Source organism: Streptococcus sp. CF8_St5-17 (assembly GCF_024295665.1).
GTDB lineage: Bacteria > Bacillota > Bacilli > Lactobacillales > Streptococcaceae > Streptococcus.
Window position 1 is genome coordinate 332,141 of record NZ_JANCOU010000001.1, and the last position, 26,715, is coordinate 358,855.

General features: G+C 39.0%; 23 protein-coding genes and 1 riboswitch. Of the genes, 6 read left to right on the top strand and 17 right to left on the bottom strand.

All coding sequences use genetic code 11. The features are described from left to right. The first annotated feature begins 182 nt into the window (after nt 1-182). Entirely contained in the window at nt 183-665 is a 483-nt protein-coding gene (locus tag NMM19_RS01570; RefSeq protein WP_178895378.1) for an S-ribosylhomocysteine lyase, read from the top strand. A gap of 55 nt (nt 666-720) precedes the next feature. On the opposite strand, the gene NMM19_RS01575 is transcribed toward NMM19_RS01570, so the two are convergent. Both NMM19_RS01575 and pflB read right to left on the bottom strand, forming a co-directional pair. After that, nucleotides 721-2,823: an AAA family ATPase gene (locus tag NMM19_RS01575; protein ID WP_178895379.1), complete on the bottom strand. Its 2,103-nt coding sequence runs from the start codon at nt 2,821-2,823 to the stop codon at nt 721-723. A 404-nt stretch (nt 2,824-3,227) separates the two neighbouring features. Beyond that, entirely contained in the window at nt 3,228-5,543 is a 2,316-nt protein-coding gene (gene pflB, locus NMM19_RS01580; protein ID WP_178895380.1) for a formate C-acetyltransferase, read from the bottom strand. Between the two features lie 238 nt (nt 5,544-5,781). Here pflB and dinB point away from each other — a divergent pair, with 238 nt between their 5' ends. Continuing rightward, nucleotides 5,782-6,843 (top strand): DNA polymerase IV, encoded by a 1,062-nt coding sequence (gene dinB / locus NMM19_RS01585; protein WP_178895659.1) that lies wholly within the window; start codon nt 5,782-5,784, stop codon nt 6,841-6,843. A 34-nt stretch (nt 6,844-6,877) separates the two neighbouring features. Here dinB and NMM19_RS01590 read toward each other — a convergent pair whose 3' ends face one another. After that, entirely contained in the window at nt 6,878-7,723 is an 846-nt protein-coding gene (locus NMM19_RS01590; protein WP_178895381.1) for an undecaprenyl-diphosphate phosphatase, read from the bottom strand. 61 nt (nt 7,724-7,784) lie between these two features. Continuing rightward, nucleotides 7,785-9,677, bottom strand: a complete 1,893-nt coding sequence (locus NMM19_RS01595) for a DUF2207 domain-containing protein (RefSeq protein WP_178895382.1) — start codon at nt 9,675-9,677, stop codon at nt 7,785-7,787. A gap of 130 nt (nt 9,678-9,807) precedes the next feature. On the opposite strand from NMM19_RS01595, the gene NMM19_RS01600 reads away from it, so the two are divergent. Beyond that, nucleotides 9,808-11,373: an ABC transporter substrate-binding protein/permease gene (locus tag NMM19_RS01600; RefSeq protein WP_178895383.1), complete on the top strand. Its 1,566-nt coding sequence runs from the start codon at nt 9,808-9,810 to the stop codon at nt 11,371-11,373. Continuing rightward, the gene (locus NMM19_RS01605; RefSeq protein WP_178895384.1) at nt 11,373-12,113 is read left to right on the top strand and encodes an amino acid ABC transporter ATP-binding protein; all 741 of its coding nucleotides are present in this window, start codon (nt 11,373-11,375) and stop codon (nt 12,111-12,113) included. Before NMM19_RS01600 ends, NMM19_RS01605 begins: the two co-directional genes overlap by 1 nt. An 82-nt stretch (nt 12,114-12,195) precedes the next feature. On the opposite strand, the gene NMM19_RS01610 is transcribed toward NMM19_RS01605, so the two are convergent. The 13 genes from NMM19_RS01610 to NMM19_RS01670 form a co-directional block, all read right to left on the bottom strand. After that, entirely contained in the window at nt 12,196-12,411 is a 216-nt protein-coding gene (locus NMM19_RS01610) for a hypothetical protein (protein ID WP_004251963.1), read from the bottom strand. 105 nt (nt 12,412-12,516) lie between these two features. Beyond that, the gene (locus tag NMM19_RS01615; RefSeq protein ID WP_178895385.1) at nt 12,517-13,413 is read right to left on the bottom strand and encodes an SPFH domain-containing protein; all 897 of its coding nucleotides are present in this window, start codon (nt 13,411-13,413) and stop codon (nt 12,517-12,519) included. Between the two features lie 82 nt (nt 13,414-13,495). Next, nucleotides 13,496-14,746, bottom strand: coding sequence for a threonine ammonia-lyase IlvA (gene ilvA, locus NMM19_RS01620; RefSeq protein ID WP_178895386.1), 1,251 nt, complete (start codon nt 14,744-14,746; stop codon nt 13,496-13,498). An 80-nt stretch (nt 14,747-14,826) separates the two neighbouring features. Then, entirely contained in the window at nt 14,827-15,849 is a 1,023-nt protein-coding gene (gene ilvC, locus NMM19_RS01625; protein ID WP_004251959.1) for a ketol-acid reductoisomerase, read from the bottom strand. 168 nt (nt 15,850-16,017) lie between these two features. Further along, nucleotides 16,018-16,494 carry an acetolactate synthase small subunit gene (gene ilvN / locus NMM19_RS01630; RefSeq protein ID WP_178895387.1) on the bottom strand — a complete coding sequence of 159 codons (477 nt, stop codon included), beginning with the start codon at nt 16,492-16,494 and terminating at the stop codon, nt 16,018-16,020. Continuing rightward, nucleotides 16,487-18,187, bottom strand: coding sequence for an acetolactate synthase large subunit (locus tag NMM19_RS01635; protein WP_178895388.1), 1,701 nt, complete (start codon nt 18,185-18,187; stop codon nt 16,487-16,489). The genes ilvN and NMM19_RS01635 overlap by 8 nt, the downstream gene beginning before the upstream one ends. A gap of 202 nt (nt 18,188-18,389) precedes the next feature. After that, complete coding sequence (gene rplA, locus NMM19_RS01640) at nt 18,390-19,079, bottom strand: 50S ribosomal protein L1 (protein WP_178895389.1); 690 nt, start codon at nt 19,077-19,079, stop codon at nt 18,390-18,392. A gap of 96 nt (nt 19,080-19,175) precedes the next feature. Beyond that, a complete protein-coding gene (rplK, locus tag NMM19_RS01645; RefSeq protein WP_001085808.1) occupies nt 19,176-19,601 on the bottom strand; it encodes a 50S ribosomal protein L11 in 426 nt (141 codons plus the stop codon). A 233-nt stretch (nt 19,602-19,834) separates the two neighbouring features. Continuing rightward, entirely contained in the window at nt 19,835-20,323 is a 489-nt protein-coding gene (locus tag NMM19_RS01650) for a GNAT family N-acetyltransferase (protein WP_178895390.1), read from the bottom strand. After that, nucleotides 20,295-20,714 carry a chromosome partitioning protein ParB gene (locus NMM19_RS01655; RefSeq protein ID WP_178895391.1) on the bottom strand — a complete coding sequence of 140 codons (420 nt, stop codon included), beginning with the start codon at nt 20,712-20,714 and terminating at the stop codon, nt 20,295-20,297. The genes NMM19_RS01650 and NMM19_RS01655 overlap by 29 nt, the downstream gene beginning before the upstream one ends. A 26-nt stretch (nt 20,715-20,740) precedes the next feature. After that, nucleotides 20,741-21,391 carry a phosphatase PAP2 family protein gene (locus NMM19_RS01660; protein WP_178895392.1) on the bottom strand — a complete coding sequence of 217 codons (651 nt, stop codon included), beginning with the start codon at nt 21,389-21,391 and terminating at the stop codon, nt 20,741-20,743. After that, nucleotides 21,381-21,944 (bottom strand): ECF transporter S component, encoded by a 564-nt coding sequence (locus NMM19_RS01665; protein ID WP_178895393.1) that lies wholly within the window; start codon nt 21,942-21,944, stop codon nt 21,381-21,383. Before NMM19_RS01665 ends, NMM19_RS01660 begins: the two co-directional genes overlap by 11 nt. A gap of 148 nt (nt 21,945-22,092) precedes the next feature. After that, nucleotides 22,093-22,327: riboswitch (FMN riboswitch) on the bottom strand. Nucleotides 22,328-22,381: 54 nt separating this feature from the next. Then, nucleotides 22,382-22,885: a tRNA (cytidine(34)-2'-O)-methyltransferase gene (locus NMM19_RS01670; protein WP_178895394.1), complete on the bottom strand. Its 504-nt coding sequence runs from the start codon at nt 22,883-22,885 to the stop codon at nt 22,382-22,384. A gap of 428 nt (nt 22,886-23,313) precedes the next feature. Between NMM19_RS01670 and trkA the strand changes: the two genes are divergently transcribed. Together trkA and NMM19_RS01680 are read left to right on the top strand one after the other, a co-directional pair. Next, a complete protein-coding gene (trkA, locus tag NMM19_RS01675; protein WP_178895395.1) occupies nt 23,314-24,663 on the top strand; it encodes a Trk system potassium transporter TrkA in 1,350 nt (449 codons plus the stop codon). Nucleotides 24,664-24,666: 3 nt separating this feature from the next. Next, complete coding sequence (locus NMM19_RS01680) at nt 24,667-26,106, top strand: TrkH family potassium uptake protein (protein ID WP_178895396.1); 1,440 nt, start codon at nt 24,667-24,669, stop codon at nt 26,104-26,106. Nucleotides 26,107-26,715: the final 609 nt, after the last annotated feature.

Here is a 26,715-nt window from a genome sequence, read left to right on the forward strand (position 1 = left end):
ATACATTATAGTCCCTTTTTCGCCAAGTGTCAATACAATTTTCAGAATTTTTCAAATTGATTTGAAAATTTTTTCTTCCTATAGGTTTAATATGAAAATCTTTTTAGGAAAATTTCTATCATTGACATTTATCAACTATAGCTTTATGATATAATGAAAGAAGAAAGTTGAAAGGAAATACCATGTCAAAAGAAGTTATTGTTGAAAGTTTTGAACTAGATCATACGATTGTAAAAGCTCCTTATGTCCGCTTGATTGGAGAAGAGACTGGACCGAAAGGAGATATCATTTCTAACTTTGATATCCGCTTGGTTCAACCAAATGAGGACTCTATCCCTACTGCTGGACTTCATACTATTGAGCACCTCTTGGCTAAGCTCATCCGTACTCGCATTGACGGTATGATTGATTGTTCCCCATTTGGTTGTCGTACAGGTTTCCATATGATTATGTGGGGACGTCATTCTAGCGCTGAAATTGCTGCTGTCATCAAGGATTCACTAAAGGAAATCGCTGAGACTACAACTTGGGAAGATGTTCCTGGAACAACTATTGAATCTTGCGGAAACTACAAGGATCACAGCCTCTTTTCTGCTAAGGAGTGGGCAAAATTGATTCTTGAACAAGGAATTTCAGACGATGCTTTTGAGCGTCATGTCATTTAACAAAAAAAGAACCAGCTTTTCAGCTGGTTCCTTTTTCGATTCACAAAACCTTGATTTAGGCTTTTTCACGAATGACCAAGACACCATCTTCCATGTCAGCTTCAAGGTGTTTAGCATCAAGATTATCCAAATGGAAGTCTGTTACTTTGTCACGGATTTGTTGTTCAACTACTCGACGGAGTGGACGAACACCCATGACTTCATCATAACCTTCTTCAGTCATGTATTCTTTGGCTGCATCGCTCACTGCCAAGTCGATTTCTTTCTTAGAAAGAGTCTTATTGACATCAATCAACATCAAATCAACAATCTTAGAAAGGTCTTCCTTACTCAAGTGTGAGAATTCAATCACAGCGTTGAAACGGTTCAAGAATTCTGGACGGAAGTATGGTTTCAAACGATCCATGAGTTCTGGTTTATCAGCATCTTCTGTCAAGTTAGCTTCGTAACCAAAGCCTGCATTTGAAGTTGCGATAATCACCGTATTCTTGAAGTTTACAGTGTTACCTTGACCATCTGTCAAACGACCATCATCCAATACTTGAAGAAGAAGAGTAATGACTTGAGGGTCAGCCTTTTCAATTTCGTCGAGAAGGACGATTGAGTATGGATTACGACGGACGCGTTCTGTCAAAGTATTGCTATTGTCATCATAACCAACATAACCAGCTGTTGTACCAATCAATTTAGAAACGGCTGTGCGGTCGCTGTATTCAGACATGTCCAAACGGATGATAGCATCTTTAGTTCCGAACATATCAAGTGCTAATTGTTTAGCCAACTCAGTTTTACCAACACCAGTAGGACCTACAAAGAGGAAGCTACCGATTGGGCGATTTCCTTCATCAAAACCTGCACGGTTCCGACGAATCGCTTTGGCAACGGCTTCAACAGCCTTGTCTTGACCGATAACCTTAGTTTGCAAACGGTGGCCCATATCTTTCAAACGTTCGATATCAGTTGCACCCATTTGTGAAACAGGAATACCTGTCATACGTTCTACAGACTCAGCTACGTCATTGACAGTCGCTGTCACCTTGTGATCTTCTGTATGGTTAGCAATTTGCTTTTCAAGTTCTTCGATACGAACTTTTGCATTTAAAGCTGCTTCATAATCTTCTTTAGCAGCCGCAGCCTCTTGTTTAGCTTTTTCTTCTTCAATTTCATGTTCCACTGCATGCACATCTGTTACTGGATGTTGTGCAGCCAAGTGAGCAGCTGTCACATCGACAAGGTCGATAGCCTTATCAGGTAAACTACGTTGTGGAATATATTGAACAGAGTAATCAACAGCTGCTTTCAATACTTCATCTGGCAAGATGACGTTGTGGTGTTGTTGATAAAGATCACGAATACCTTGAAGAATCTTGAAAGTATCTTCAGCAGATGGAGCATTAACTTTTACTTCGTTGAAACGACGAGCAAGGGCTGCGTTTTTCAAGATGGTATTACGGTATTCATCTTGAGTTGTTGCACCAATCACTGTCAATTCCCCACGTGAAAGAGCAGGCTTCAAGATATCCGCAAGTCCTTTAGATCCTTGACCATCACCTGTGCTACCAGCACCAAGAATTTGATGAATTTCATCGAAGAAGAGGATAATATTCCCAGCTTCTTTGACTTCGTTTACCAAGTTTTGAATATTCTCTTCAAAGCTACCACGGTATTGCGTACCAGCTTCAAGACCTGAAATATCAATAGAGATAATTTCTTTGTTCTTGATTGCTGCTGGAACATCACCATTCACAATAGCTTGTGCAAGGCCTTCTACTACAGCAGTTTTACCAACACCAGCATCACCGACAAGAACTGGGTTATTCTTTGTACGACGAGAAAGGATTTCAGATGTTTCTTGAATCTCCTTATTACGTCCAATAACTGGATCCAACTTACCTTCACGAGCTTCTGCTGTTAAGTTACGCCCAAGTTTTGCAAGAATACCATCTTGTTTCATGGCTTTACCTTGAACGTACTGAGCTTGATCACTTCCTTCGCTAGGAAGTTGACCTGTTTGACGGTAAATCGCGAATTCTTCAGGTGTTACTTCACGACCGTTAATCAAGTAACGACGATTTTCAGAACTGTATCCACGCATACCACCCATCAATTGGTTAAATAAATCATCCATGTTGTTAAAGTTATTAAAGTTGTTGTTCATATTTCATACCTCGTTAAATTCAAAATTAGTTAGTCAAATTAATTTGACTTTCTCTGACCTTTGTTTTAAAAATTTTAGACTAGCAATTTGCTACTCTACGTATAATTTCTGGTTTCTCTTTATCCAATACAGATTTTGTAATTGGAATTCTAAAAATACTAATGTTCATCATAGGTTGTACCTCATTTCTAGGTTTTACCCATACTTTGACCTTAAGATAAATTACACAATCACCTTAAAATCAAGGTTTTCTAAGGATTTCCTTATCCTTATGTTCTTAGTATACCACTTTGGTCAGTATTAGTCAATAGGTTTGACCAATTTTGACCAACTTTTTTTAAATATTTTTTTATATCAAAAAAACCAGTCACTTTGACTGGTTTTTGATTTATTATTTATGAATCTTAGCTCAATGCATCATCCATTGAAAGAACTTCGTGGAAGACACGTTGTGTCAATTCAGTTTTTTGTTCTGGAGTGAGGTACTTAGTATTTACACAGTATCCTGAGATACGTACGATTACGTCTTCACCTGACATGATCTTTTCGTAAACATCGTTCAAGTCCATAACGTTCAAGTTAACGTGTTGTCCACCGTTTTCGAAGTAACCATCAAGGATTGTTACCAAGTTATCAACTTGTTCGTCACGAGTCTTACCAAGAGCACGTGGTGAAACTTGAGTTGTCAATGAGATACCATCAGCTGCGTAACCAAAGTCAAGGCTAGCAAGTGAGTTCAAGTTTTGCAACCATCCACCTTTAGCTTTGTTAGATGGGTTAGCACCTGGTGAGAAGAATTCAAGTTTAGACAAGTTCACTGAACCATCTTCGTTGAGGTATACACCTTTGTGGACTGGTGAGTTACCAGTTTGTTTAGAGTAAGCAACGTTAGATGTGATTGTCAAAAGTGATACAGTAGCTTCTGCGTCTTTGTAAAGTTTGTGGCTACGTAGACGAGTTGTGTAAGCTTCGATCAACCATTCTGCCAATTCGTTTGAACGTGGGTCATCTTCACCCCAACGTGGGTATTCACCGATTGTTTCATAATCGTAGATGTAGCCATTCTCGTCACGGATTGGTTTAACTGTAGCGTACTTGATAGCTGACAATGTGTCAACAGTGTTAGCGAATCCACAGATACCGAATCCCATGTTAGCACGTTGTTTAGTTGGCAAGAAGGCCATTTGAACAGCTTCGTAGTTGTACTTGTCAGTCATGTAGTGGATAATGTTCAATGCATCTACATAAGTGTCAGTCAACCAGTCAAGAGATTTTTCGAAGTTAGCTTTAACTGATTCGAATTCAAGAACTTCGTCACGGATTGGTTCGATATCAAATACTTTGTAGTCTTTATGAACATCGTCATAACCACCGTTCAAACCAGTAAGAAGAGCTTTAAGAACGTTAACGCGAGCACCGAAGTACTGGATGTTGTGACGTTGTTCTTCGTTTTCTGGGTCAAGTGGAGACACACAACATGAGATACAGCTCATTTCACCGTATCCATCTTTAGCCATTGTTGTAACACCTTCGTATTGGATTGAAGAGTGTTTGTGGCTCATGTGCATACAGTAGCGACGGAAGTTGTATGGCAATTTGTCAGTCCAAAGAACTGTCAAGTTTGGTTCTGGAGAGTTACCGATGTTGTCAAGAGTGTTCAAGAAACGGTAGTCCATCTTAGTAACACGGTGACGACCGTCGTTACCCATACCAGCCATAGAAGTTGTGATGAAGGTTGGGTCACCTGAGTACAATTGGTCGTATGCTTTTGTACGAGCAAATTTAACTGTACGAAGTTTCATAACGAAATCATCAACAAATTCTTGGATTTCTGATTCAGTAAATGTACCACGAGCAAGGTCACGTTCTGCAAAGATATCCAATACGATTGGCACACGTCCGAGAGATGTAGCCGCACCGTTGATAACACGGCAGACAGCCATGAAGGCAATGTTTACCCATTGGATAGCTTCTTTAGTGTTCATCGCTGGTTTGCGAACATCTACTCCGTAAAGATCACCCAAGCGTACAACTTGTTGCAATGCTTGATATTGAAGGTTGATTTCTTCACGAAGACGAATTGTTTCTTCATCGATTTCTTCGATTGAGTTCCAGTCGTTAACTTTTTCTTGCATCAAGTAGTCTGCACCGTAAAGAGCAAGACGTGCGTAAACACCGATGATACGTCCACGTGAGTATGCATCTGGAAGACCAGTTACAGTGTGAGCGTGACGAGCACGACGGATGTTTGAAGTGTAAGCACGGAAGATACCATCGTTAACAGTTGTTACGTATTTAGTGAAAATTTCGTGAACAGCTGGATCTGGTTCGTATCCATTTTCTTTCAAAGTAGTTTCAGCCATACGGATACCACCTTTTGGCATGAAGTTCAATTTGAAGAGTTCATCGTTTTGGATACCATAAATCAATTCGTTTTCTTTGTCGATGAATCCTGCAGGGATATCAGCGATAGATGTTGGACGAGTGTCCATTGGGAAACGAGTTTCTTCGTAGTGTGCTTTAGTTTCTTCTACGATTTTTTTAATGTGAAGTGAACGCTCTGTTGGTCCTGCAAGGAAGCTTTCATCTCCATCATAAGGTGTGTAGTTAGCTTGTACAAAGCGTGACACACTTGCTTTTTCTTTCCAGTCAACACCTTTAAAGCCTTCCCAGGCTTTGTCAAAAATGTCCTGTGCTTCAACAACTGTCTTAACAACCATGTTAATGTCCTCTTTTATCTTTCTAGTAACAGTCATCTGTTACATTCATGTATTCAGTATAACACACAGTAAACGATTTCAACAAGTAAAATCACTCTTTTTTAACACTTTCTTTTATAATACAGTTGTTTTTTTATTGGAAACTGTAGTATAGTTTTGAAAAATAATTAGCTATTTCCTATTTTTTCAGAAAAAGGGTATAATGAAGCTAGAAAATTTATCAAAGAAAGGACAGTCCATGCTCATATTTCCACTGATGAATGATTTATCACGTAAAATCATCCATATTGACATGGATGCCTTTTTTGCTGCTGTAGAAATTCGTGACAATCCTAAGCTTAAAGGGAAACCTGTTATTATTGGTAGCGACCCTAGGAAAACAGGAGGCAGGGGTGTTGTTTCAACCTGTAGTTATGAAGCGAGAGCATTCGGGATCCACTCAGCTATGAGTTCCAAAGAGGCTTATGAACGCTGTCCTCAAGCTATTTTTATTTCTGGGAACTATGAAAAATATACTACTGTTGGCCAACAGATTCGATCTGTTTTTAAACGATATACGGATAAAATTGAACCCATGAGTATCGACGAAGCTTATCTAGATGTAACTGAAAACAAGCTTGGTATCAAATCTGCTGTAAAAATTGCTCGTTTAATTCAGCAGGATATCTGGAACGAATTGCGATTAACAGCTTCTGCCGGTGTTTCATACAATAAATTTTTAGCTAAAATGGCAAGTGACTACCAAAAGCCTCGTGGTTTGACAGTCATTCTTCCTGATGAAGCTGAAAATTTCCTCAAGCAAATGGATGTCGCTAAATTCCACGGTGTGGGCAAGAAAACAGTTGAAAAACTCCATCAAATGGGTGTATTTACGGGTACTGACCTTTTAGAGATTTCTGAAATCACTCTCATTGATCGTTTCGGACGACTCGGTTTTGACCTTTATCGTAAAGCTCGAGGTATTGATAATTCTCCCGTTAAATCAAATCGTATCCGTAAGTCTATTGGTAAAGAAAAAACTTACAGTAAGATTCTAAGTCTAGATGAAGATATAAAAAAAGAGCTAACTCTCCTTTCGGAAAAAGTGACCCTTAGTCTTCAAAAACATGAAAAAAGTGGTAAAATTGTCATTTTGAAAATCCGCTATGCTGACTTTTCTACTTTGACAAAACGAAAAACACTGAGCCAACAAACACAAGACTCTGAAGAAATCGCACAAAGCATTATCCAACTCTACGAAACACTGAGTGATAAAGACAAGGGTGTCCGCTTATTGGGAGTCACTGTGACAGGATTTTAAAAACCTTGAAGGATCTTCCTTCAAGGTTTCTTTCTTATACAAATAATCGAACAAAGCTATAAATTAGTAAGACACTACCAAGAACAATACGGTATTTACCAAACACTGTAAAGTCGTGTTTTTTGACATAGCTGGTCAAGAAACGAATAGCAACCATGCTGACTGCAAAAGCCACTACCATAGCAACTAGAAGTAAGAAGAATTGGCCAAAAGTCAAGACTTCTCCAGCCTTGATGAATTTAAAAATCTTCAAAGCGCTGGCTCCAAACATAACTGGAATTCCTAGATAGAAGGTAAATTCTGTCACCACTGAACGACTAGTACCATTTAACAAACCACCAATGATTGTGGCACCAGAACGACTAGTTCCTGGTAAAAGGGACAAAACTTGGAAAAGACCGATATACAATGCTGTTTTGTAAGGTAATTTATCTAACTCCGTAACTGTTGGCTCAATAGCTTGGGCCTTGTTGCGTTTTTCAAGATAGATAAAGGCAACCCCATAAACAATCAACATAATGGCTACTGAAACCTTGTTATGGAAATAGGTATCAAACCAATCATCAAACTTAAAGACTAGGAGAAGAGGTAGGGTCGCCACAAAAACTTTGGACCATAACTGCCAAGTTCTACGAACTTGAACTTTATCCTTACCTGGTTTGAAGGGATTAAGTTTGTTAAAGTAGATAACCACAACTGCAAAGATGGCACCAAGTTGAATGACTACGTTAAACAAAGACTTAAAAGCTTCAGTTTGGTCTTTATATTTGACGAATTCTTCCGCTAAAATCAAGTGACCAGTACTTGAAATCGGCAACCATTCCGTAATTCCTTCAACAATACCAAAAAAGATTGATTTTAAAATTTCAAAAAAATACATAGATTACTCCTTTTTCTATCCTCCATTATATCATACTTTTAAAGGCTGTGTTGAGTTTTCTTTAGAAAGCACCAACACTTCCACCACCGCCACCGCCTGAGAAGCCACCTCCAGAGCTACCGCTTCCGGATGATACAGAAAAGGTACTTGCTGTATTTGCGACACTAACATAATGGCTCATTTGTGCTGTTGAATGATAAAACATACTGTGCCAGCTATAAGCTACATAGAGATTGATATCTGGATTTTCTACTTGGATGTGGTGAACCTTCATCAAATGGCTAACCTTATCAGCATATCCAAACAAAGTTGCATACACTAATAGACGATTCCAAACAACAATACTTTCCAATTCAGCCTGATCCAATCGTGCAATGTCACGCAACATATTTTCAAAACTGGTCCAGAGATAGTAGACTTCTGCTCCTGCTTCATTTAGGACACCATCACGATTATCTAGTCGAAGCTTCCAATAATAGAAAACAGCCAAAACCAAACCTAGAAAACTAAGTACTGACAAAGGGAGGTAAAAATAAGCATGAACATCTAAACTGTACAAGAACAAACCAAATCCGATAAATAGAGGTAGGATAGTAGAAAGTCCCATACCCACTTGCAAGGCCTTTTCCACACCAGTTAAAGGACGATAGTAATCTGGGAGTCCCCAGAAGGTAACCCGATTTCTCACTCCTTCTTGCATCTCTTTCAATGCTTCTTCGAAAGAGGATTTGAGCTTACGACCTTTTGTTTGAATCCGTCTTTCATCAGCAGCTTTTGCTCCACGGTAAAGACTCTCAGAGACCTTATAATCCGCAAACAAATCAGAAACAGCAACTTCTTTTTTACCTGAAAAGGCCAGATTTAGACAGGTTCGCTCAAAGATTGCCAAGCCATCTTCTTTTACCAACCTTAAAATAACTGCATCTCCTTCTGAAATAATAGAGACATTCCCACGGTCAATTACATCTAACAAGGTAGCCTGAATAAGCTGGTTGAAGTCGAATTTGCCTGTTCCTTTAATTAGAGGACTCACTTCCTCCAAGGAGGTCGAGTAAACAGCTTCAGATAAAACCATAGGCTCTAATTCCATCGGCGGTTCATAGAGACGATGATTTTTGGCATATTTGACTGAAGGAGTGGTTTTTCTTCTATAAATAAAATAGAAGCAGATACTCAATAACAAGGAGATGGAAAGTATTGAAGGAAACACCCAAGTAACGAGTTGTTTACTCTGCTCTTTTTCTCTAACAATCGAGTCTTCTATCTTATTAAACTCTTCTAAACGATTCCCTTTCAAGTCCTGATCCGTAGCGCTAGCAAAATCAGTTCGAGGCCAGTATGCATGCAACTCAACTCCGCGCTTAGACGGAAGATTGTCTAAACGAATAGTATAGTCATGACCACTCTGTTCAATCCTTCCCTCTCTATAGAGTTGCCCTGTGTGAAAAAAGAGTTTTTCAGCCCCCTTCTCTCCACTTACGTGAAACTCAAACTTTTCAATAGATTCTGAACTATCTGTTAAGGGTTGCCAATTTAATTCAGCGATATCATCATATAGGAAAAGAAGATTTTTCAATTGCCAGGTAAGTTCCACTTCGACCCTGTCCCCTTCCTGACCTGGATTATAGACTTTAACAGTATAACCATTCGTTTCTTCTGTCACTTCGCTAGTAAGATTTTCGATTTTATGACTATTTTTAAAGGCCTCAACCTTTGGCTGAGGAACAATTTCAAATCCACTAGGCATCTTGCCTGCACGACCAATCCCCACGATTTGGCCATTAAAATCCTCCTCGAACTGGTAAACTATCTTCTGCCTAAATTCCGCTGTATTATCTCCATGAATATACAGTTCTCCTTTATATGATGGAATGCTAAAATCCACGGCAAAAACCAATTTTGGAACAATTATCAGACAAGTAAATATAAGTACTATTAACCATCTTTTTTTCATAATATAGCCTCTTTTGACCTTTTTCTCATTATATCATTTTTTTCCAAGTAAGGGTTTACTTGTATTGAAAATCTCACCATTTTTAGATACAATAGAGGGAGCCATTTTTAGACTATAAATAGGAGAAAATATGAAAAAATTATGCTTATCTATCCTTGCTAGCCTAGCCCTTACTCTAGGACTAGTTAGCCAGGTCCAAGCCGATGAATATTTACGCATCGGGATGGAAGCAGCTTACGCCCCTTTCAACTGGACACAAGACGACGACAGTAACGGCGCTGTCAAGATTGATGGAACAAACCAATATGCTAACGGTTACGATGTTCAAATTGCAAAAATAATCGCTAAAGATCTGGGTAAAGAACCACTCATTGTAAAAACAAAATGGGAAGGACTTGTTCCAGCCCTTACTTCTGGTAAGATTGATATGATTATTGCAGGTATGAGTCCAACTGCTGAACGCAAACAAGAAATTGCCTTCTCAAGCAGCTACTACACTAGCGAACCCGTACTATTAGTCAAAAAAGATTCTGCCTATGCAAACGCCAAAACACTAGATGATTTTAAAGATGCAAAAATCACTTCTCAACAAGGGGTTTACCTTTATGACTTGATTTCTCAAATTCCAGGCGCTAAAAAAGAAACTGCCATGGGTGATTTCGCTCAAATGCGTCAAGCTCTTGAAGCTGGTGTCATTGACGCTTATGTTTCTGAACGCCCTGAAGCCCTAACTGCTGAATCAGCAAATGCCAAATTTAAAATGATTCAGCCTGAACCTGGTTTTAAAACTGGAGAAGAAGATACCTCTATCGCTATCGGTCTTCGTAAGGATGACGAACGTATCAGCCAAATCAATGCTAGCATTGAAACCATCACTAAAGAAGAACAAGTTGCCCTAATGGATCGTATGATTAAAGAACAACCTGTTCAAGCTACAACTACTGAAGAAAACAGCAGTAATTTCTTTAGCCAAGTTGCTAAAATTCTAAGTGAAAACTGGCAACAACTCTTGCGAGGTGCCGGAATCACACTTTTAATTTCCATTATCGGTACTATCGTTGGTCTCGTTATTGGTCTTGCTATCGGTGTTTTTCGTACTGCGCCCCAATCTGAAAATCAATTTTTCTACGTCATCCAAAATATAGTTGGTTGGATTCTCAATATCTATATTGAAATTTTCCGTGGAACTCCTATGATTGTACAATCTATGGTTATCTACTATGGAACTGCCCAGGCTTTCGGAATCAACCTAGACCGTACTCTCGCTGCTATCTTTATCGTTTCTATCAATACCGGTGCCTACATGACCGAAATCGTTCGTGGTGGTATCCTGGCTGTTGACAAGGGACAATTTGAAGCAGCTACTGCACTTGGTATGACTCATAATCAAACCATGCGTAAGATTGTTTTACCTCAGGTAGTTCGAAACATTTTACCTGCGACTGGTAATGAGTTCGTCATCAACATCAAGGATACTTCTGTATTGAATGTTATCTCTGTTGTAGAACTTTACTTCTCAGGAAATACAGTAGCAACACAAACCTACCAATACTTCCAAACCTTTACTATTATCGCAGTTATCTACTTTGTCCTCACCTTTACAGTAACACGTATCCTACGCTATATCGAAAAACGAATGGATATGGATACCTACACAACAGGAGCTAACCAAATGCAAACGGAGGATTTGAAATAATGAATCAACCCATTCTTGAAATCAAACACCTCAAAAAATCCTATGGACAAAACGAGGTCCTAAAAGACATCTCTCTTACTATCCATAAAGGAGAAGTTATTTCTATCATCGGTAGTTCTGGTAGTGGTAAATCAACCTTCCTACGTTCAATCAACTTACTTGAAACACCCACTGAAGGTAAAATCCTTTATCACGGTGAAAACGTCCTCGAAAAAGGCTATAACCTCACTCACTATCGAGAAAAACTAGGAATGGTCTTCCAGTCCTTCAACCTCTTTGAAAATCTCAACGTTCTTGAAAATACGATTGTTGCACAGACTACTGTCCTCAAACGTGAACGATCAGAAGCAGAGAAAATTGCTAAAGAAAACCTTGAAAAAGTTGGAATGGGAGAGCGCTACTGGCAAGCTAAACCAAAACAACTTTCTGGTGGTCAAAAGCAACGTGTTGCCATTGCTCGTGCACTTTCTATGAATCCTGATGCCATTCTCTTTGATGAGCCTACATCAGCTCTTGACCCTGAAATGGTCGGTGAAGTTCTCAAAATCATGCAAGATTTAGCTCAAGAAGGCTTGACCATGATTGTCGTAACCCATGAAATGGAATTCGCTCGCGATGTATCAAACCGCGTCATCTTTATGGATAAAGGTGTCATTGCAGAAGAAGGCAAACCAGAAGATCTATTTACTAATCCCAAAGAAGAACGTACAAGAGAATTTTTACAACGCTATCTTCGATAAGAAAAAAGACTGCAATGGCAGTCTTTTTTTATTTCCAAAAATGAAAAGGCAGATTCTTTTCGAACCTGCCTATATCCAAAGACTAATCTTCAAATTTTTCATGATTTTTATTGTAGAAATCAATTAAGCCGAGGGCTGTTTCAAAGGAAATGTTTTTAACTTTTGCACGTCCTTGAGCCAAAGCAATGATAGACATCTCACGGGCATTCGTTTCCTTAGAAATACGATACCCTGTGATCTTCTTATCACGAACCCAGCTAACAACTGCTTCTACTTTTTCAAAGTTAGACTTAGCCATGTTATTCTCCTATTTTTTTCTTTACGCAACTTCATTCTATATGTTTTTATAATATTTGTCAATTAAAACACATATATTAACTAGATTATTGCGTTAAGATTGTAATTATTTAGCTTTCAAAGCTGATAATATATGGGTTCGAATATCTTCAACTCCATTAGGATTTGCTGGCAAGAATATTGTATTATTTCCTTGTTTATCTGCAAAATTATTCAATGTATCCAAATACTGATTGGTTAATAGGATTGACATAATTTGTTCTTCAGTTAATTCGACATTGGCTCCTTTTAACTCTTTAATAGAATCAGCAAGTCCATCAACAATTGCTTTCCGCTGCTCTGCGATCCCCACACCATGGAGGCGATCTTTTTCTGCCTCAGCTTCTGCCGCTGTAACGATCTTAATTTTATCTGCTTCAGCCAATTCTTGAGCTGCCACTCTCTTACGTTGGGCAGCATTAATTTCGTTCATTGATTGTTTGACTTCTGCATCCGGCTCAACTTTGGTAATGAGCGTCTTAACGATAATATACCCATACGTTGACATTTCTTCCGCTACTTGCTTTTGAACTTCTAATGCAATTTCATCTTTTTTCTCAAACAATTCATCCAAAGTTAACTTAGGAACAGATGAGCGCAATGCATCTTCAATATAAGATTTGATTTGAGCTTCAGGTCTCATCAATTTATAGTAAGCGTCTGTAACGTTTAACTCATTTACACGATACTGAGTTGCGACATTCATAGTCACAAAAACGTTATCTTGGGTTTTGGTTTCAACCACGATCTCACTTTGTAAAAGGCGTAGCTGCACACGAGCTGCAATTTTGTCAATGCCAAATGGTGCCCGTAGATGAATACCACTATTACTTAACTTTTGATACTTACCAAATCGTTCGATAATTGCAACAGATTGTTGACGAACGACATAAACAGAGCTCACTAACACAGCTCCTACAATAAGCATTAGAATCACTAGAACAAGTAAAACTTGTAAAACCATGGGAATCTCCCCCTTTCTTCACTTACATTATAGCACTCATATATAGGTTAGGCAAATGATATGATAAAAATTTTATAGGATATTAAACAAGCATATTATATAGAGTTTCATTCCCATTCAAGTTAATATAAGACGGATCAAATTTCTCCATTCGGTGAATCAAGCCCGCATAATCATGCTTGTTAGCAAGAGCAATCCCGATTAAGACTGGTCCTGTTCCCTTGCTGGCACGTTTAATATACTCAAAACGAGTGATATCATCATTTGGCCCCAAGATATCATTTACAAATTCTCGAAGAGCCCCTGGACGTTGTGGGAAGTTTACCACAAAGTAATGCTTGATGCCATCATAAATCAAGGCACGCTCTTCCATCTCTGGCATACGGTTGATATCGTTATTTCCTCCAGAGATAATACAACAAATGGTCTTTCCTTTTATATAGTCTGACAGTACTTCCAGAGCCGCCACACTAGCAGCACCAGCAGGCTCAGCTACAATTCCTTGTTTAGAATAAAGATCAATCAAGGTCTCAGAGATTAAGCCTTCGTCCACTCCGATAAGCGTTTCAACATTTTTACGGGTTGCTTCATAGGTCAACTGTCCAACCTTCTGCACAGCGATTCCGTCTGCAAACTTATCAATTTCTTTGAGTTTAACGGGACCTCCAGCCTCAAATGCCGCCTTCATGGAACGAGCTCCGTTAGCTTCTACACCAAGAACTTCAATAGCAGGATTCGTTTCCTTTATATAAGTAGAAACTCCTGCAATGAGTCCTCCACCGCCTACAGGCACCAAGACAGTATCAAAATCAATGGATTCTTTTCGCGCTTCTTCTAAAATTTCATAGGCTACCGTACCCTGACCAGCTTGAACATAAGGATCATCAAAAGGATCAATAAAGGTACGATTTTCAGCGACTGTAAACTCTTGAGCAGCCTTGGCAGATGCATCAAAGGTATCTCCTACCAATTTGATAGTTACAAAATCTCCACCAAAAAAACGAACCTGACCAATTTTCTGTTGAGGCGTTGTAATTGGCATAAAGATTGTTGCAGGAATCTTCATCTCATTACAAGTGTAGGCAACACCTTGAGCGTGATTTCCCGCTGACGCACAGACAACTCCACGCTCACGTTCTTCCTTAGTCAATTGTGAGATGGCATAATAAGCTCCTCGAATCTTAAACGATCGAACTCGTTGAGCATTTTCTTTTTTGAGATAAATTTTAGCTCCGTATTTTTCTGATAAGTAATGATCATATTCTAGTGGTGTATTGACTACTACACCACTCAGAACCTTGTGGGCCTTCACCACATCTTTTGCACTAAGCATAATCTTCTCCTTGATTCTTTTTCAAGATAAAAAGCGGGTTAGGTACCCCCCAACTCGCCTTCTATTTTTATTCTCAAAAATTAGTTGTAGATTTTGAATGCGTCATCGTCGTTTTTACCAACAAATGGCATTGCTTTACGCAATTCTGCACCAACCTTTTCAATTTCAAGGTTAGCTGCTTGTTCACGGTAAGCAGTCAATTTTGGACGTCCAGCTTTGTAGTCGTTGACAAAGTCGTTAGCAAATGTACCATTTTGGATATCAGCAAGAACTGCTTTCATATTTTCTTTCACTTGTTCAGTAATCACACGTGGACCTGACACGTAGTCACCGTATTCAGCTGTGTTAGAGATTGATTGACGCATTTTCTTGAATCCACCTTCGTAGATCAAGTCAACGATCAATTTCATTTCGTGAAGCACTTCGAAGTAAGCCAATTCTGGAGCGTATCCAGCTTCAGTCAAGACTTCAAAACCAGCTTCGATAAGGGCAGTCAAACCACCGCAAAGAACTGCTTGTTCACCAAACAAATCTTCTTCAGTTTCTTCTTTGTATGTTGTTTCAAGAAGACCTACACGCGCTGCACCAACACCTTTACACCAGTCCATAGCGATGTCTTTAGCATTTCCTGTAGCATCTTGGTATACAGCGTAAAGTGCTGGAACACCAAATCCTTCTTCATAAGTACGACGTACCAAGTGTCCTGGTCCTTTAGGCGCGCACATGAAGACATCAACATCTGCAGGAACTTTGATGAATTCGAAGTGGATATTGAAACCATGCGCAAATCCAACTGCATTCCCAGCTTCCAAGTTTGGAGCAATTTCTGCTTCGTACAATTCTTGTTGAATTTCGTCTGGAGCCAAAATCATGATAACATCAGCCAATTTAGTTGCTTCTGCTACTGTGTAAGTATCAAAACCATCTTCTTTAGCTTTATCAAATGATTTACCTGGACGAACGCCGATAATCACATCGTGACCTGAATCACGCAAGTTTTGAGCGTGAGCATGACCTTGTGAACCATAACCGATAACAGCGATTTTTTTACCGTCAAGTGCTGCTACTTTAACATCTTTTTCGTATTCCATTTGAACTGCCATAGTTTTTTCTCTCTTTTCTATTTTTATTGCCTATTAGGCTGTTATAACAAATTTAGGTTATTTTTTACTCAATGAAAATCAAAGAGCAAATTAGGAAGCTAGCCGCAGGTTGTACTTGAGTACGACAAGGCAAAGCTGACGTGATTTGAATTTGATTTTCGAAGAGTTTTAGTCGCGGGTAAATCCAGTTGCACCAGTACGAGCAATATTCTTAATACCATATGGTCGAATAACCCGAATCAAAGCTTCGCTCTTTTCTGCATTCCCAGTCATCTGAACAGTGATGGAGCTTGGAGCCACATCAACAACAGTTGCACGGAAAGGCTGAATAATCGCTAAGATTTCTGCTCGCTTCTCAGCTGGTGCTGCAACCTTTACCAAAATAACTTCGCGCTCTAAGTGCGGTTTATCTGTGATATCACGAACACGAATCACATCGACCTGGCGGTTAAGTTGCTTGATGATTTGTTCCACTTCATCCTGAGATGCGACATCAATGATAATCGTAATCCGTGACACATTGGGATTTTCTGTCGCCCCTACCGAGATGCTCTCAATGTTAACTTGACGTCTAGACAAGACACCAGTAAAACGATTGAGAACTCCCGACCGGTTTTGAAGTTTGGCTGTTAACATTCTACGCATTAAACTTCACCCCCAACATTTCATGGTTACTCTTACCAGCTGGTACCATCGGCAAAACATGCTCTTTCCGAGAAATGTCAACTTCAATAAACATTGGTACATCTTCCATGATAACTTCCAAATCCTTCTCTAATGTTTCAGGATTGTCAAATTTATAATTCTTAATCCCGTAGGCTTGAGCCATCAATTGGAAGTCAGGAAGACTGTCAAAGACCGACTCTGATGTTCGCCCTTCATAAAAGGCTTCTTGCCACTGACGAACCATCCCAAGTGAATGGTTATTAAGCATGATAACCTTGATTGGAATCTTGTAGATGTTCAAGATTGCCAATTCCTGATTGGTCATTTGGAAACCACCATCACCGACAAAGAGCACGACCTCCTTATCTGGATTGGCAATTTTTGCTCCAATGGCTGCAGGAACTCCGAATCCCATGGTTCCTAGACCACCTGAGGTTACCAATTGACGCTCATTTTGGTAAGGATAGTATTGAGCTGTCCACATTTGGTGTTGGCCGACGTCCGTTACAACAATGGCGTCCCCCTTCGTCAACTCACCGATACGTTCAATAACTGCTTGTGGTTGGACGACACGCTCCTTCTTATCATAAGAACGAACACGATTCTTATCTTTGGTAACTTTTTCAATCCATTTTTCAGTATTGTTACGAACGATTGGCTCAGCTAGCAACTGCTGCAAGGCCTTTTTCGCATCTCCAACAACTGGGATATCAACAGCGATAATCTTACCAATCTCCGCTGGATCGATATCAATATGCGCTACTTTGGCATTCTTCGCAAATGTCTTAGGATTACCAGTCAAACGGTCATCAAAACGACACCCAATCGAAATCATAAAATCTGCTTCAGTCATAGCAATGTTGGCTGCAAAGGAACCATGCATTCCACCCATTCCCAAAAATAGAGGGTGGCTAGTTGCGATTGTTCCTTGTCCCAAAAGACTTGTAACAACTGGAATTTGATAACGCTCTGCAAATTCATTTAACTCTGCAGCAGCTTCAGCGTAACTAATACCACCACCAGCTAGTAAGACTGGTTTCTTAGCCTTAGAAAGTTGTTTCAAGATTTTCTTGATTTGCATCTCATTTGGCTCTAGAGTTGGTTGATAACTTGGTAAATCTATCTCCGATGAATAGACGAAGTCCGTTTCAAGAGCAGAAACATCTTTTGGCAAGTCAATCACAACTGGTCCTGGACGACCCGTAGTCGCAATATGTACAGCCTCTGTAATCACACGTGGGATGTCCGCTGTCTCTCGAACCTGGTAGTTGTACTTGGTAATCGGCATGGTAATTCCGACAATATCTGCTTCTTGGAAAGCGTCCTTACCGATTCCCGCTCTTGCGACTTGTCCTGTGAAGACCAAAAGGGGAACACTGTCACTCATGGCATCTGCAATACCTGTAATGGCATTCGTAGCTCCTGGTCCACTTGTGACGACTGCGACACCAAGTTTTCCTGTTGACTTAGCATAACCTTCAGCTTCATGAAGACAACCTTGTTCATGACGACCTAGAATATGGCGGATACCTTTAAAATTATAAATAGCATCATATAAAGGCAATACAGCTCCGCCTGGATAACCGAAGATCGTGTCGATTCCTAAATCACGGAGTGTTTCCAAAACAAGTTCTGATCCCGACTTTGGTGAATCTAAAATGATTTTCTCCATCGTTCCCCTTTCTCTTCTCTTAAAATGACTTGTTTCTATAATACCATTTTTTCAAAAATTTTCAAGACAAAAGAAACAATTTTCTGAATTTTCTATCTAGATACTTTACAATATTAAATGAATTAGAAAGTTTATACGTATTTTTACCTTTTAATAGAAAAAGGTTGAGACATTTTGTCTCAACCTTTCGATTATTTACTGATTAAAGTGAGTTAACGTCAACCTTGATACCAACACCTTGAGTAGTTGTGATTGTCAAGCTTGTTACGTAAGTTCCTTTTGCTGTAGCTGGTTTAGATTTTTGGATTGTTTCGTTGAATGCTTTGAAGTTTTCAACTAACTTGTCAGCTTCAAATGAAACTTTACCGATGATAGCTTGTACGATACCTGCACGGTCAGCACGGTAAGTGATTTTACCACCTTTAGACTCTTCAACTGCTTTAGCAACATCCATTGTTACAGTACCAGTTTTAGGGTTTGGCATCAAGTTACGTGGTCCAAGGACACGTCCAAGACGTCCAACAAGAGCCATCATGTCAGGTGTAGCGATAACTACGTCGAAGTCCAACCAACCGTCGTTGATTTTAGCAACAAGGTCGTCTTCCCCAACGAAGTCTGCACCAGCTGCTTTAGCTTCTTCAGCTTTTGCACCACGTGCAAATACAAGAACGCGAGATGTTTTACCAGTACCGTTTGGTAATACCATTGCTCCACGGATTTGTTGGTCAGCTTTTTTCACGTCAATGTTCAAGTTGTAAGCAACTTCTACAGTTGCGTCAAATTTTGCAAAGTTAGTTTCTTTTGCAAGAGCTACAGCTTCTTCTACGCTGTATGCTTTTGTGCTGTCGATTTTCTCAAGAGCAGCACGAAGTTGTTTGCTTTTTTTAGCCATTTTCTATTCTCCTTGTAAGTGGTTCAATCGATTTTCATCTCCCACGTCACTTCTCGAAATGATGAAGTCTTGCGGGTTATATAGGGAAGTTATTGATTAGTCAACAACAGTGAATCCCATAGAACGAGCAGTACCTTCGATCATACGCATTGCAGACTCAATGTTTGCAGCGTTCAAATCTGGCATCTTAGTTTCTGCAATTTCTTGTACTTGTGCACGAGTAACTGTAGCAACTTTAGTTTTGTTAGGGGTACCTGATCCCTTTTCAACACCTGCAGCTTTTTTCAAAAGAACAGCAGCTGGTGGTGTTTTAGTAACGAAAGTAAATGATTTGTCTTCGTATACTGAGATAACAACTGGAATGATCATACCAGCTTGATCAGCTGTACGAGCGTTGAACTCTTTTGTGAATCCCATGATGTTGATACCAGCTTGACCAAGAGCAGGTCCAACCGGTGGAGCTGGCGTAGCTTTACCAGCAGGGATTTGCAATTTTACAAGTTTTTCGACTTTTTTAGCCATTTCTAAATCCTCCTTTGTGGTTTTGGCGGTAATTTAAAGATTTTTACCTCCCACAAGTATGTTTTACACATACCCTACTATTATACACTAATTTATCCCAAATGCAAGAGAAAAATTCTATTTTTAGAGAAATTTTATAACTGAATTTGCCTATCATTTCGATTTTAAAAGTGTTGCAAACTATGAATTTAAAAACCGCTCTATTTTTGAGCGATTTTTAAAAATAATTTAGCCTAGTTAGTGTCCAGTTTTAAGAGAAAGCCAACCCCAATTTCAGTTCTTCTACTCTCAACAAAACCAAGGGATTCAAAACATCGTCTGGAGGCATGATTGAAATCATAGATTTCCTGAACTTTTAATTCTTTCCATCCCCTTTGACGAGCTAGATCAATCAAGACCTTCAAAACCTTGTATCCAAGTCCTTGATGTTGATAAGTTGGATTGCCAATCACGATAGGAAGATTGTTTTGAGATAAGGTGATATCCCCAATTGGAAACCACCCCTCCTTTTCTCGAAACTCAATCCAAAACAAATCTCCGTGCCTCTCTAAATAAGAATACATGGCATTTAATTTTTCCAAACTATAGGGTATTCTAATACCGTCTACAAGTTCTACCAAATCCACATCTTGATACCAAGCTAAAGCTGCATCACGATGATCTGCTAAAAAATAGGGAACAAGACGTAAGGAATCATCTATCTGAATGATTTTTGTCTTCATTTTCTACTCCTAATACTAGCTCCGCTGCTTGATTAAAACCATCACACCAGTTATACCATTTTGCTTCATACTCATCTTGAGGTAAGATATGATTTTTTAAATCCAGAACAGAGTATATCTTTCTTTTCTCACAAGCTTGCGCATAGAGATGATATAGTTCATCACCACCATCTCTATCCCACTCAGCAGAAATCGTATCTCGACCTGCCATTAAAGCCTGATAAGCCCTGTGATGCCCATCAGTAATCAACAGACAATCTCCAAATGCAAGAACACTAATTGGATCCACATTGATGATTTCTGCCGACTGATTAAGCATCTGAATATCTAGCAACTTCTTTTCTGATAAGTATAGTTGAGTCGGATGAAGATCTCTTATATTGACTTTCATTTCTTTCTCCTCAAGAGAATTGATGCCTACTTCTGCTTTCCTTTAAACCGCCATTGGAAACGGAGTTTGTCATAAAATGGAAATTCGATAAATAGAACCCCTAGGCCTACACAAAGACTAGCAAGAACATCTGACGGATAATGAACCCCCAGATAGACTCTGGATATCAATACACTGACTAAGTAAAGCCCGAGTAAGATTTGGACGATTCTTTTCCAAAGTTGATCTTTAATCCTTTGGCTCAAAATCACAATCAAAGTTCCAACCATAATCGTTACTGCCAGAGAATGTCCGCTTGGAAAAGAAAAACCTTTTTCTTCTACCAAGTGTAGAATTTCTGGCCGTGGTCTTTGGTAGATATTCTTAAAAGTTACGATTAAGATTCCAGCTAAAGCTAGGTTTCCCAACATAAGATAGCTTTCCAGTTTCCATTGCTTACGGTAAAAAATAAATGCTACAATGAGAACCCAAGTGATAATGACTGGGATATCAATTAAGTGCGTAATTGCCCGAAAAAGAAGCGTTAAGGTCTCAGGTAAATCACCTCTAATGGCAGTCTGAATTGGCTGATCAAAACTGACCAGCATTTCTGGATAAAATTTGACAATATAGCCAATAATCATAAAAAGTAAAAGGGCAAAAGAGCCCTTTGTTAAATATGTTTGTTTATCTTTCATAACGTTTTAAAGTTACCTTTAGGAAGACATAAATCAACCAAAATGCTAGTGCAAAGATAATACCCTCAATTAAGTTAAAAGGTAAAACTATTGTCAACAAATAGTTACTTAGTCCTAGTATTTTCTCAATATCAAAATTAGCAAATTTAGCATATAATGGGACAGCATAAACATAGTTAAGAACTAGCATAGCCAAGGTCAAACCAATCGTACCAGCAAGAGAAGCTAGAGCAAAACGAATTGGCGTCCGATCTTTTTTCCAAATCAAACCAAATGCAAGAACAAAAACTCCTAAAGCCACAATATTCATCGGCAAACCGATATAGGTGCTGACTCCTTGATTGTTTAAAATTAACTTAAGCAAGGAACGGAGTAAAATTATCACAAAAGCTGCAGGTAAATCGAGTACTATTAACCCTACCAAAACCGGTAAGATGCTGAACTCAATCCTTAAAAAGGATGCCGCTGGTAGAAGCGGAAAGTCAAAGTACATCAACACAAATGAAAGTGCTGATAAAATTGCAATGGTCGAAAGTCGACGTGTGTTTGTCATAACAGGTTCCTCCAATTTTCTATAAAATCAGAAGAAGTTGGAAAGTTTCTCTCTATCTACTCTCTTAACTATCTCAAAAAACAACCTAAGCTTACAAAGAAACTGGTTTTATTTCTATTATAATGAAGCAGAATAGACAAAGCCATCCTTTCGTCTTCTCCCATCCAGACTATACTGTCGGTTGTGGAATCTCACCACATCAGCTTGCGCTCGCGGACTTCTTTTAGACTATGGAAATGGAGATTTTTCTTTTAGACGAGGCGACAAGCTGTAGGCATAACTTTTGGTTTGGCAAAGCTTGGCAACAAAGTATAAAAGGAAAATAACATTTCCAAGTAAAAGTCACCGCCGGTCGGGAATTACACCCAGCCCTGAAGACCCCTTTATGATAACAAAAAAAGCTTGCAAGCGCAAGCCTTAAGTATTCGTTTTCATGTTTATTTCAACTTATCCGTTTCGTAAGTATGAACCAATTCGAGCCCAGCAAAGTTTTGTTGGCGAAGCGCCTCGTAGACAATCATACAGACTGTATTGGATACATTTAGGCTTCGAACATGTTCGTCATTCATGGGAATTCTGAGAGCTTTTTCAGGATGTTCACGCATAAATTCCTCAGGCAGACCCTTATCTTCGCGGCCAAAAAGAAAATAATAATTCCCTTCTATCGTGAAATCAGCATCTGAATAGACCTTTTCTGCAAACTTGGAAATCAAGTAGAGTTGACCATCCATTTTTTTCATAAATTCATCTAAACTATCATAAAAATAGATCTCAAGGTTGTCCCAATAGTCTAGCCCGGCTCGCTTCATTTTACGATCATCAATCGGAAAGCCCATCGGTTTGATAATATGAAGGGGCGCATTTGTCGCCGCACAGGTTCGTGCAATATTTCCCGTATTTTGTGGAATTTGTGGTTCAAACAATACAATATGATTGGCCATGCCTTGCTTCCTCTCACTAGTGCAAAAAAATAGCCACACTGCCCGGAGTCAAGCTCAGCAAACAGCGTGGTTAAGGCATCGTTAACTTACCTCACAACAGGTTTGAAGTAAATCAGCGAAACTACTTTTTTAGTATAACACTTTCAGCCTGATTGTCAATAGAAACGACTTGATTTTTTCATTTTTTTTACAAGCATATTTACAAAAGTTACAAAATATCCTATAAGCCAATAATATTGAAGGATGCGCATGGGTAAATAAATTCGGAAACACGTGCTTTTTTTCATAATCATATTTTGTTTAAAGTATAATATTTCCTAGAATTCATCTAATCCCTCTATTAAAGAAGGAAACAGTCGGTTGTTGAGTGCATTTTTTTCTAAAAAAAGGTATGATAGAGACATATTGAAAAAGTAGGTTAACTAACTATGAAGATTATTCTTGTCGGAGGGGGGAAAGTTGGTTCTGCCCTTTGTCGTTCACTTGTCGCTGACAATCATGATGTTGTCTTAATTGAACAGAACGAAACTGTTCTAAAATACTTGACCAGCCGTTTTGATATTATGGGAATCGCAGGAAACGGTGCTGACTTTGCTATGTTAGAAGCAGCCAATGTCCAAGATTGTGATATTTTCATTGCCATGACTCAATACGACGAGGTCAATATGGTTTCGGCTGTTTTAGCAAAAAAAATGGGAGCAAAAGAAACCATCGTTCGTGTCCGTAATCCTGAGTATTCCAACCCTTACTTTAAAGAAAAAAATATTCTCGGATTTTCACTCATTGTCAATCCAGAACTCCTAGCTGCTCGTGCCATTGCAAATATCATTGACTTCCCAAACGCTCTATCTGTTGAACGCTTTGTGGGCGGTTTGGTCAGCCTAATGGAATTCGTCGTTCGCAAAGATAGCAATATTTGTCAGATGTCTATTGCTGATTTTCGTAAAAAGTTCGGTAACGTTATCGTCTGCGCCATTGAACGTGATCATAAACTGATGATTCCTAGTGGAGATTTTGTTCTAGAAGATAAAGACCGCATCTTTGTAACAGGACATCGTGTCGATATGATGCTCTTCCACAATTATCTCAAATCTAGAGTCGTTAAGAGCTTGCTCATCATTGGAGCTGGTAAGATTGCATACTACCTACTAGGTATTTTAAAAGACAGTCGAATTGATACAAAAGTGATTGAAGTCAACCCAGAACGCGCTGCCTTCTTCAGTGAAAAATTCCCTAAACTCTATATCGTCCAAGGGGATGGAACAACTAAAGATATTCTCTTAGAAGAAAGTGCTCAAAACTACGATGCTGTAGCTACCCTAACTGGAGTTGATGAGGAAAACATCATCACATCTATGTTTTTGGATAGCATTGGTGTTCAAAAAAATATTACCAAAGTAAACCGTACTAGTCTCTTGGAAATTATCCACGCGACGGATTTCTCAAGCATCATCACGCCGAAGACAATCGCTGTTGACACTATCATGCACTTTATCCATGGTCGTGTAAATGCACAATATTCTGACCTTCAAGCTATGCACCACCTCGCAAACGGCCAGGTAGAAACCCTTCAGTTCTTAATTAAGGAAGCAAACAAGATGACTGGCAAACCCTTGTCTCAACTGAAGCTCAAAAAAGATGTCTTGATTGCCGCCATTATCCGGAACGGAAAAACAATCTTCCCAACTGGAGAAAATACGCTCCAAGTCGGTGATAAGCTAGTGGTCATCACTTTGCTATCAAACATCACCAAGATTTATGATTTGTTAGAGAGGTAAGCTATGAATAGAAGCATGGTACGCTTTCTTCTTGCAAAACTACTCTTGATTGAAGCTGGGCTACTTTTAGTTCCGGTTGGTATTGCTCTTTACTATCGAGAATCTAGTCAAGTTTTTACAGCTCTTTTCTCTACCATCGGGATTCTTGTTGTCCTAGGTCTACTCGGAATCATCAGTAAACCTAAAAAACAACGTATCTATGCTAAAGAAGGAGTCTTAATTGTTGCCCTATGTTGGATCCTCTGGTCTTTCTTTGGCTCCCTTCCCTTTGTCTTTTCAGGTCAAATCCCCAATTTTATCGATGCCTTCTTCGAAACTAGTTCTGGCTTCACTACTACGGGAGCAACTATCTTAAATGACGTTTCTGTACTAAGTCGTTCGCTTCTATTTTGGCGGAGCTTTACCCACCTCATTGGAGGGATGGGGGTGCTAGTTTTTGCCCTAGCTATTATGGACAATGCAAAAAACAGCCACTTAGAGGTTATGAAGGCCGAGGTCCCAGGACCAGTATTTGGTAAGGTTGTGTCTAAACTAAAAAATACAGCCCAAATCCTCTACATCCTCTACTTAGCTATGTTCGCCCTTTTTGTAGTTATTTATTACATTGCAGGGATGCCTCTCTACGATAGTTTTGTTATCGCTATGGGAACAGCTGGAACTGGGGGATTCACTGTTTATAACGATGGAATTGCCCACTATCACAGTTCTCTCATTACCTATCTGACAAGTATCGGGGTTTTGATGTTTGGTGTCAATTTCAACCTCTACTACTACCTCATGCTCCGTCGTATCAAGGAATTCTTTTTTGATGAGGAACTTCGAGCTTATCTCTTGATCGTGGCTATATCTACTGGCTTAATCACACTCAACACACTGCACCTTTATAGTGGTGTTTCACAAAGTTTTGAGATGGCCTTCTTCCAAGTTTCTAATATCATTACCACTACTGGTTTTGGTTATGGAGACATCACGAACTGGCCTTTGTTTTCTCAATACATCTTACTGATGTTAATGGCAATTGGTGGTTCTGCCGGATCTACTGCCGGTGGTCTCAAGGTTATCCGTGGAGTTATTCTCGCTAAAATTGCAAAAAACCAATTCTTGTCTACTATATCCCCTCACCGTGTCTTAACTCTTCATGTTAATAAAACGGTCATCGACAAGGATACCCAACACAAGATTTTGAAGTATTTTGTAGTTTACATCATGATTCTACTCAGTCTGATCTTCATCGTTAGTTTAGATACTAACAATTTAATGGTTGTTACGAGTGCTGTTTTCAGTTGTTTTAACAATATCGGTCCAATTTTAGGAACGACTTCAAGTTTCTCAATTTTTAGTCCATTTTCAAAACTCCTCCTGTCCTTTGCAATGATTGCAGGACGTCTTGAAATTTATCCTATCATATTACTCTTTATGAAACGAACCTGGTCTAAACGTTAGAAATTTTATTAACAAAAAAACACATCTTGCACGAAATAGCTGCAGGGTGTGTTTTTTTATCTAAAAATAGAAAAAGACAGTTGAGAGACAAAAAAGGACACTTGAGAAAGAGTAGTTTTTTTGTGAAACCTTTTCGTTATAATGTTAAAAAAACGTAGGGGTTTATTTATGAAAAAAATTAGAAAATCAATCCAGTTTCTCTTATTGGGATCCATAGCATATCTTGGACTCTGTAGTTGTGTATTTTGGTCTGGAATTTCTCTAACTCTCAAACAATCATACTTTTACTTGTTGCTATTCTTACTGGCATTAGCTACTATGTGTACTTTTATCCACTATCTTTCAGGTCATACTCCCGTGAATAGTCAACTATGCAATCGTAGCCGCTCTTTCTTTTTATTGTATAGTAGTATGGTTATCATTAACGTTGCTGGAGTCTGTTTTATTTTATTTGAAAGTATAAGCACTGACACTCTACTACAAAAGGAAATCGTTGACTTGTTACTCATCTCTTTCTTTTTCCTTTTCGGACTTGATATTGCTACCTTTCTGCCGTTAAACAAATGGAGAAAATTACCAACTCATAAAAAGACAGGCAGGCTAACAACC

Coding starts and splice junctions, on each gene's coding strand:
- NMM19_RS01605 (WP_178895384.1), top strand. CDS start 11,373: ATGAATCAACCCATTCTTGAAATCAAACACCTCAAAAAATCCTATGGA.
- NMM19_RS01665 (WP_178895393.1), bottom strand. CDS start 21,944: ATGACAAACACACGTCGACTTTCGACCATTGCAATTTTATCAGCACTT.
- pflB (WP_178895380.1), bottom strand. CDS start 5,543: ATGGTTGTTAAGACAGTTGTTGAAGCACAGGACATTTTTGACAAAGCC.
- NMM19_RS01570 (WP_178895378.1), top strand. CDS start 183: ATGTCAAAAGAAGTTATTGTTGAAAGTTTTGAACTAGATCATACGATT.
- ilvC (WP_004251959.1), bottom strand. CDS start 15,849: ATGGCAGTTCAAATGGAATACGAAAAAGATGTTAAAGTAGCAGCACTT.
- NMM19_RS01655 (WP_178895391.1), bottom strand. CDS start 20,714: ATGAAAGTCAATATAAGAGATCTTCATCCGACTCAACTATACTTATCA.
- ilvN (WP_178895387.1), bottom strand. CDS start 16,494: ATGCGTAGAATGTTAACAGCCAAACTTCAAAACCGGTCGGGAGTTCTC.
- NMM19_RS01575 (WP_178895379.1), bottom strand. CDS start 2,823: ATGAACAACAACTTTAATAACTTTAACAACATGGATGATTTATTTAAC.
- trkA (WP_178895395.1), top strand. CDS start 23,314: ATGAAGATTATTCTTGTCGGAGGGGGGAAAGTTGGTTCTGCCCTTTGT.
- rplK (WP_001085808.1), bottom strand. CDS start 19,601: ATGGCTAAAAAAGTCGAAAAACTTGTAAAATTGCAAATCCCTGCTGGT.
- NMM19_RS01650 (WP_178895390.1), bottom strand. CDS start 20,323: ATGAAGACAAAAATCATTCAGATAGATGATTCCTTACGTCTTGTTCCC.
- dinB (WP_178895659.1), top strand. CDS start 5,782: ATGCTCATATTTCCACTGATGAATGATTTATCACGTAAAATCATCCAT.
- NMM19_RS01635 (WP_178895388.1), bottom strand. CDS start 18,187: ATGGAGAAAATCATTTTAGATTCACCAAAGTCGGGATCAGAACTTGTT.
- NMM19_RS01600 (WP_178895383.1), top strand. CDS start 9,808: ATGAAAAAATTATGCTTATCTATCCTTGCTAGCCTAGCCCTTACTCTA.
- rplA (WP_178895389.1), bottom strand. CDS start 19,079: ATGGCTAAAAAAAGCAAACAACTTCGTGCTGCTCTTGAGAAAATCGAC.
- NMM19_RS01660 (WP_178895392.1), bottom strand. CDS start 21,391: ATGAAAGATAAACAAACATATTTAACAAAGGGCTCTTTTGCCCTTTTA.
- NMM19_RS01610 (WP_004251963.1), bottom strand. CDS start 12,411: ATGGCTAAGTCTAACTTTGAAAAAGTAGAAGCAGTTGTTAGCTGGGTT.
- NMM19_RS01615 (WP_178895385.1), bottom strand. CDS start 13,413: ATGGTTTTACAAGTTTTACTTGTTCTAGTGATTCTAATGCTTATTGTA.
- NMM19_RS01670 (WP_178895394.1), bottom strand. CDS start 22,885: ATGGCCAATCATATTGTATTGTTTGAACCACAAATTCCACAAAATACG.
- NMM19_RS01680 (WP_178895396.1), top strand. CDS start 24,667: ATGAATAGAAGCATGGTACGCTTTCTTCTTGCAAAACTACTCTTGATT.
- NMM19_RS01595 (WP_178895382.1), bottom strand. CDS start 9,677: ATGAAAAAAAGATGGTTAATAGTACTTATATTTACTTGTCTGATAATT.
- NMM19_RS01590 (WP_178895381.1), bottom strand. CDS start 7,723: ATGTATTTTTTTGAAATTTTAAAATCAATCTTTTTTGGTATTGTTGAA.
- ilvA (WP_178895386.1), bottom strand. CDS start 14,746: ATGCTTAGTGCAAAAGATGTGGTGAAGGCCCACAAGGTTCTGAGTGGT.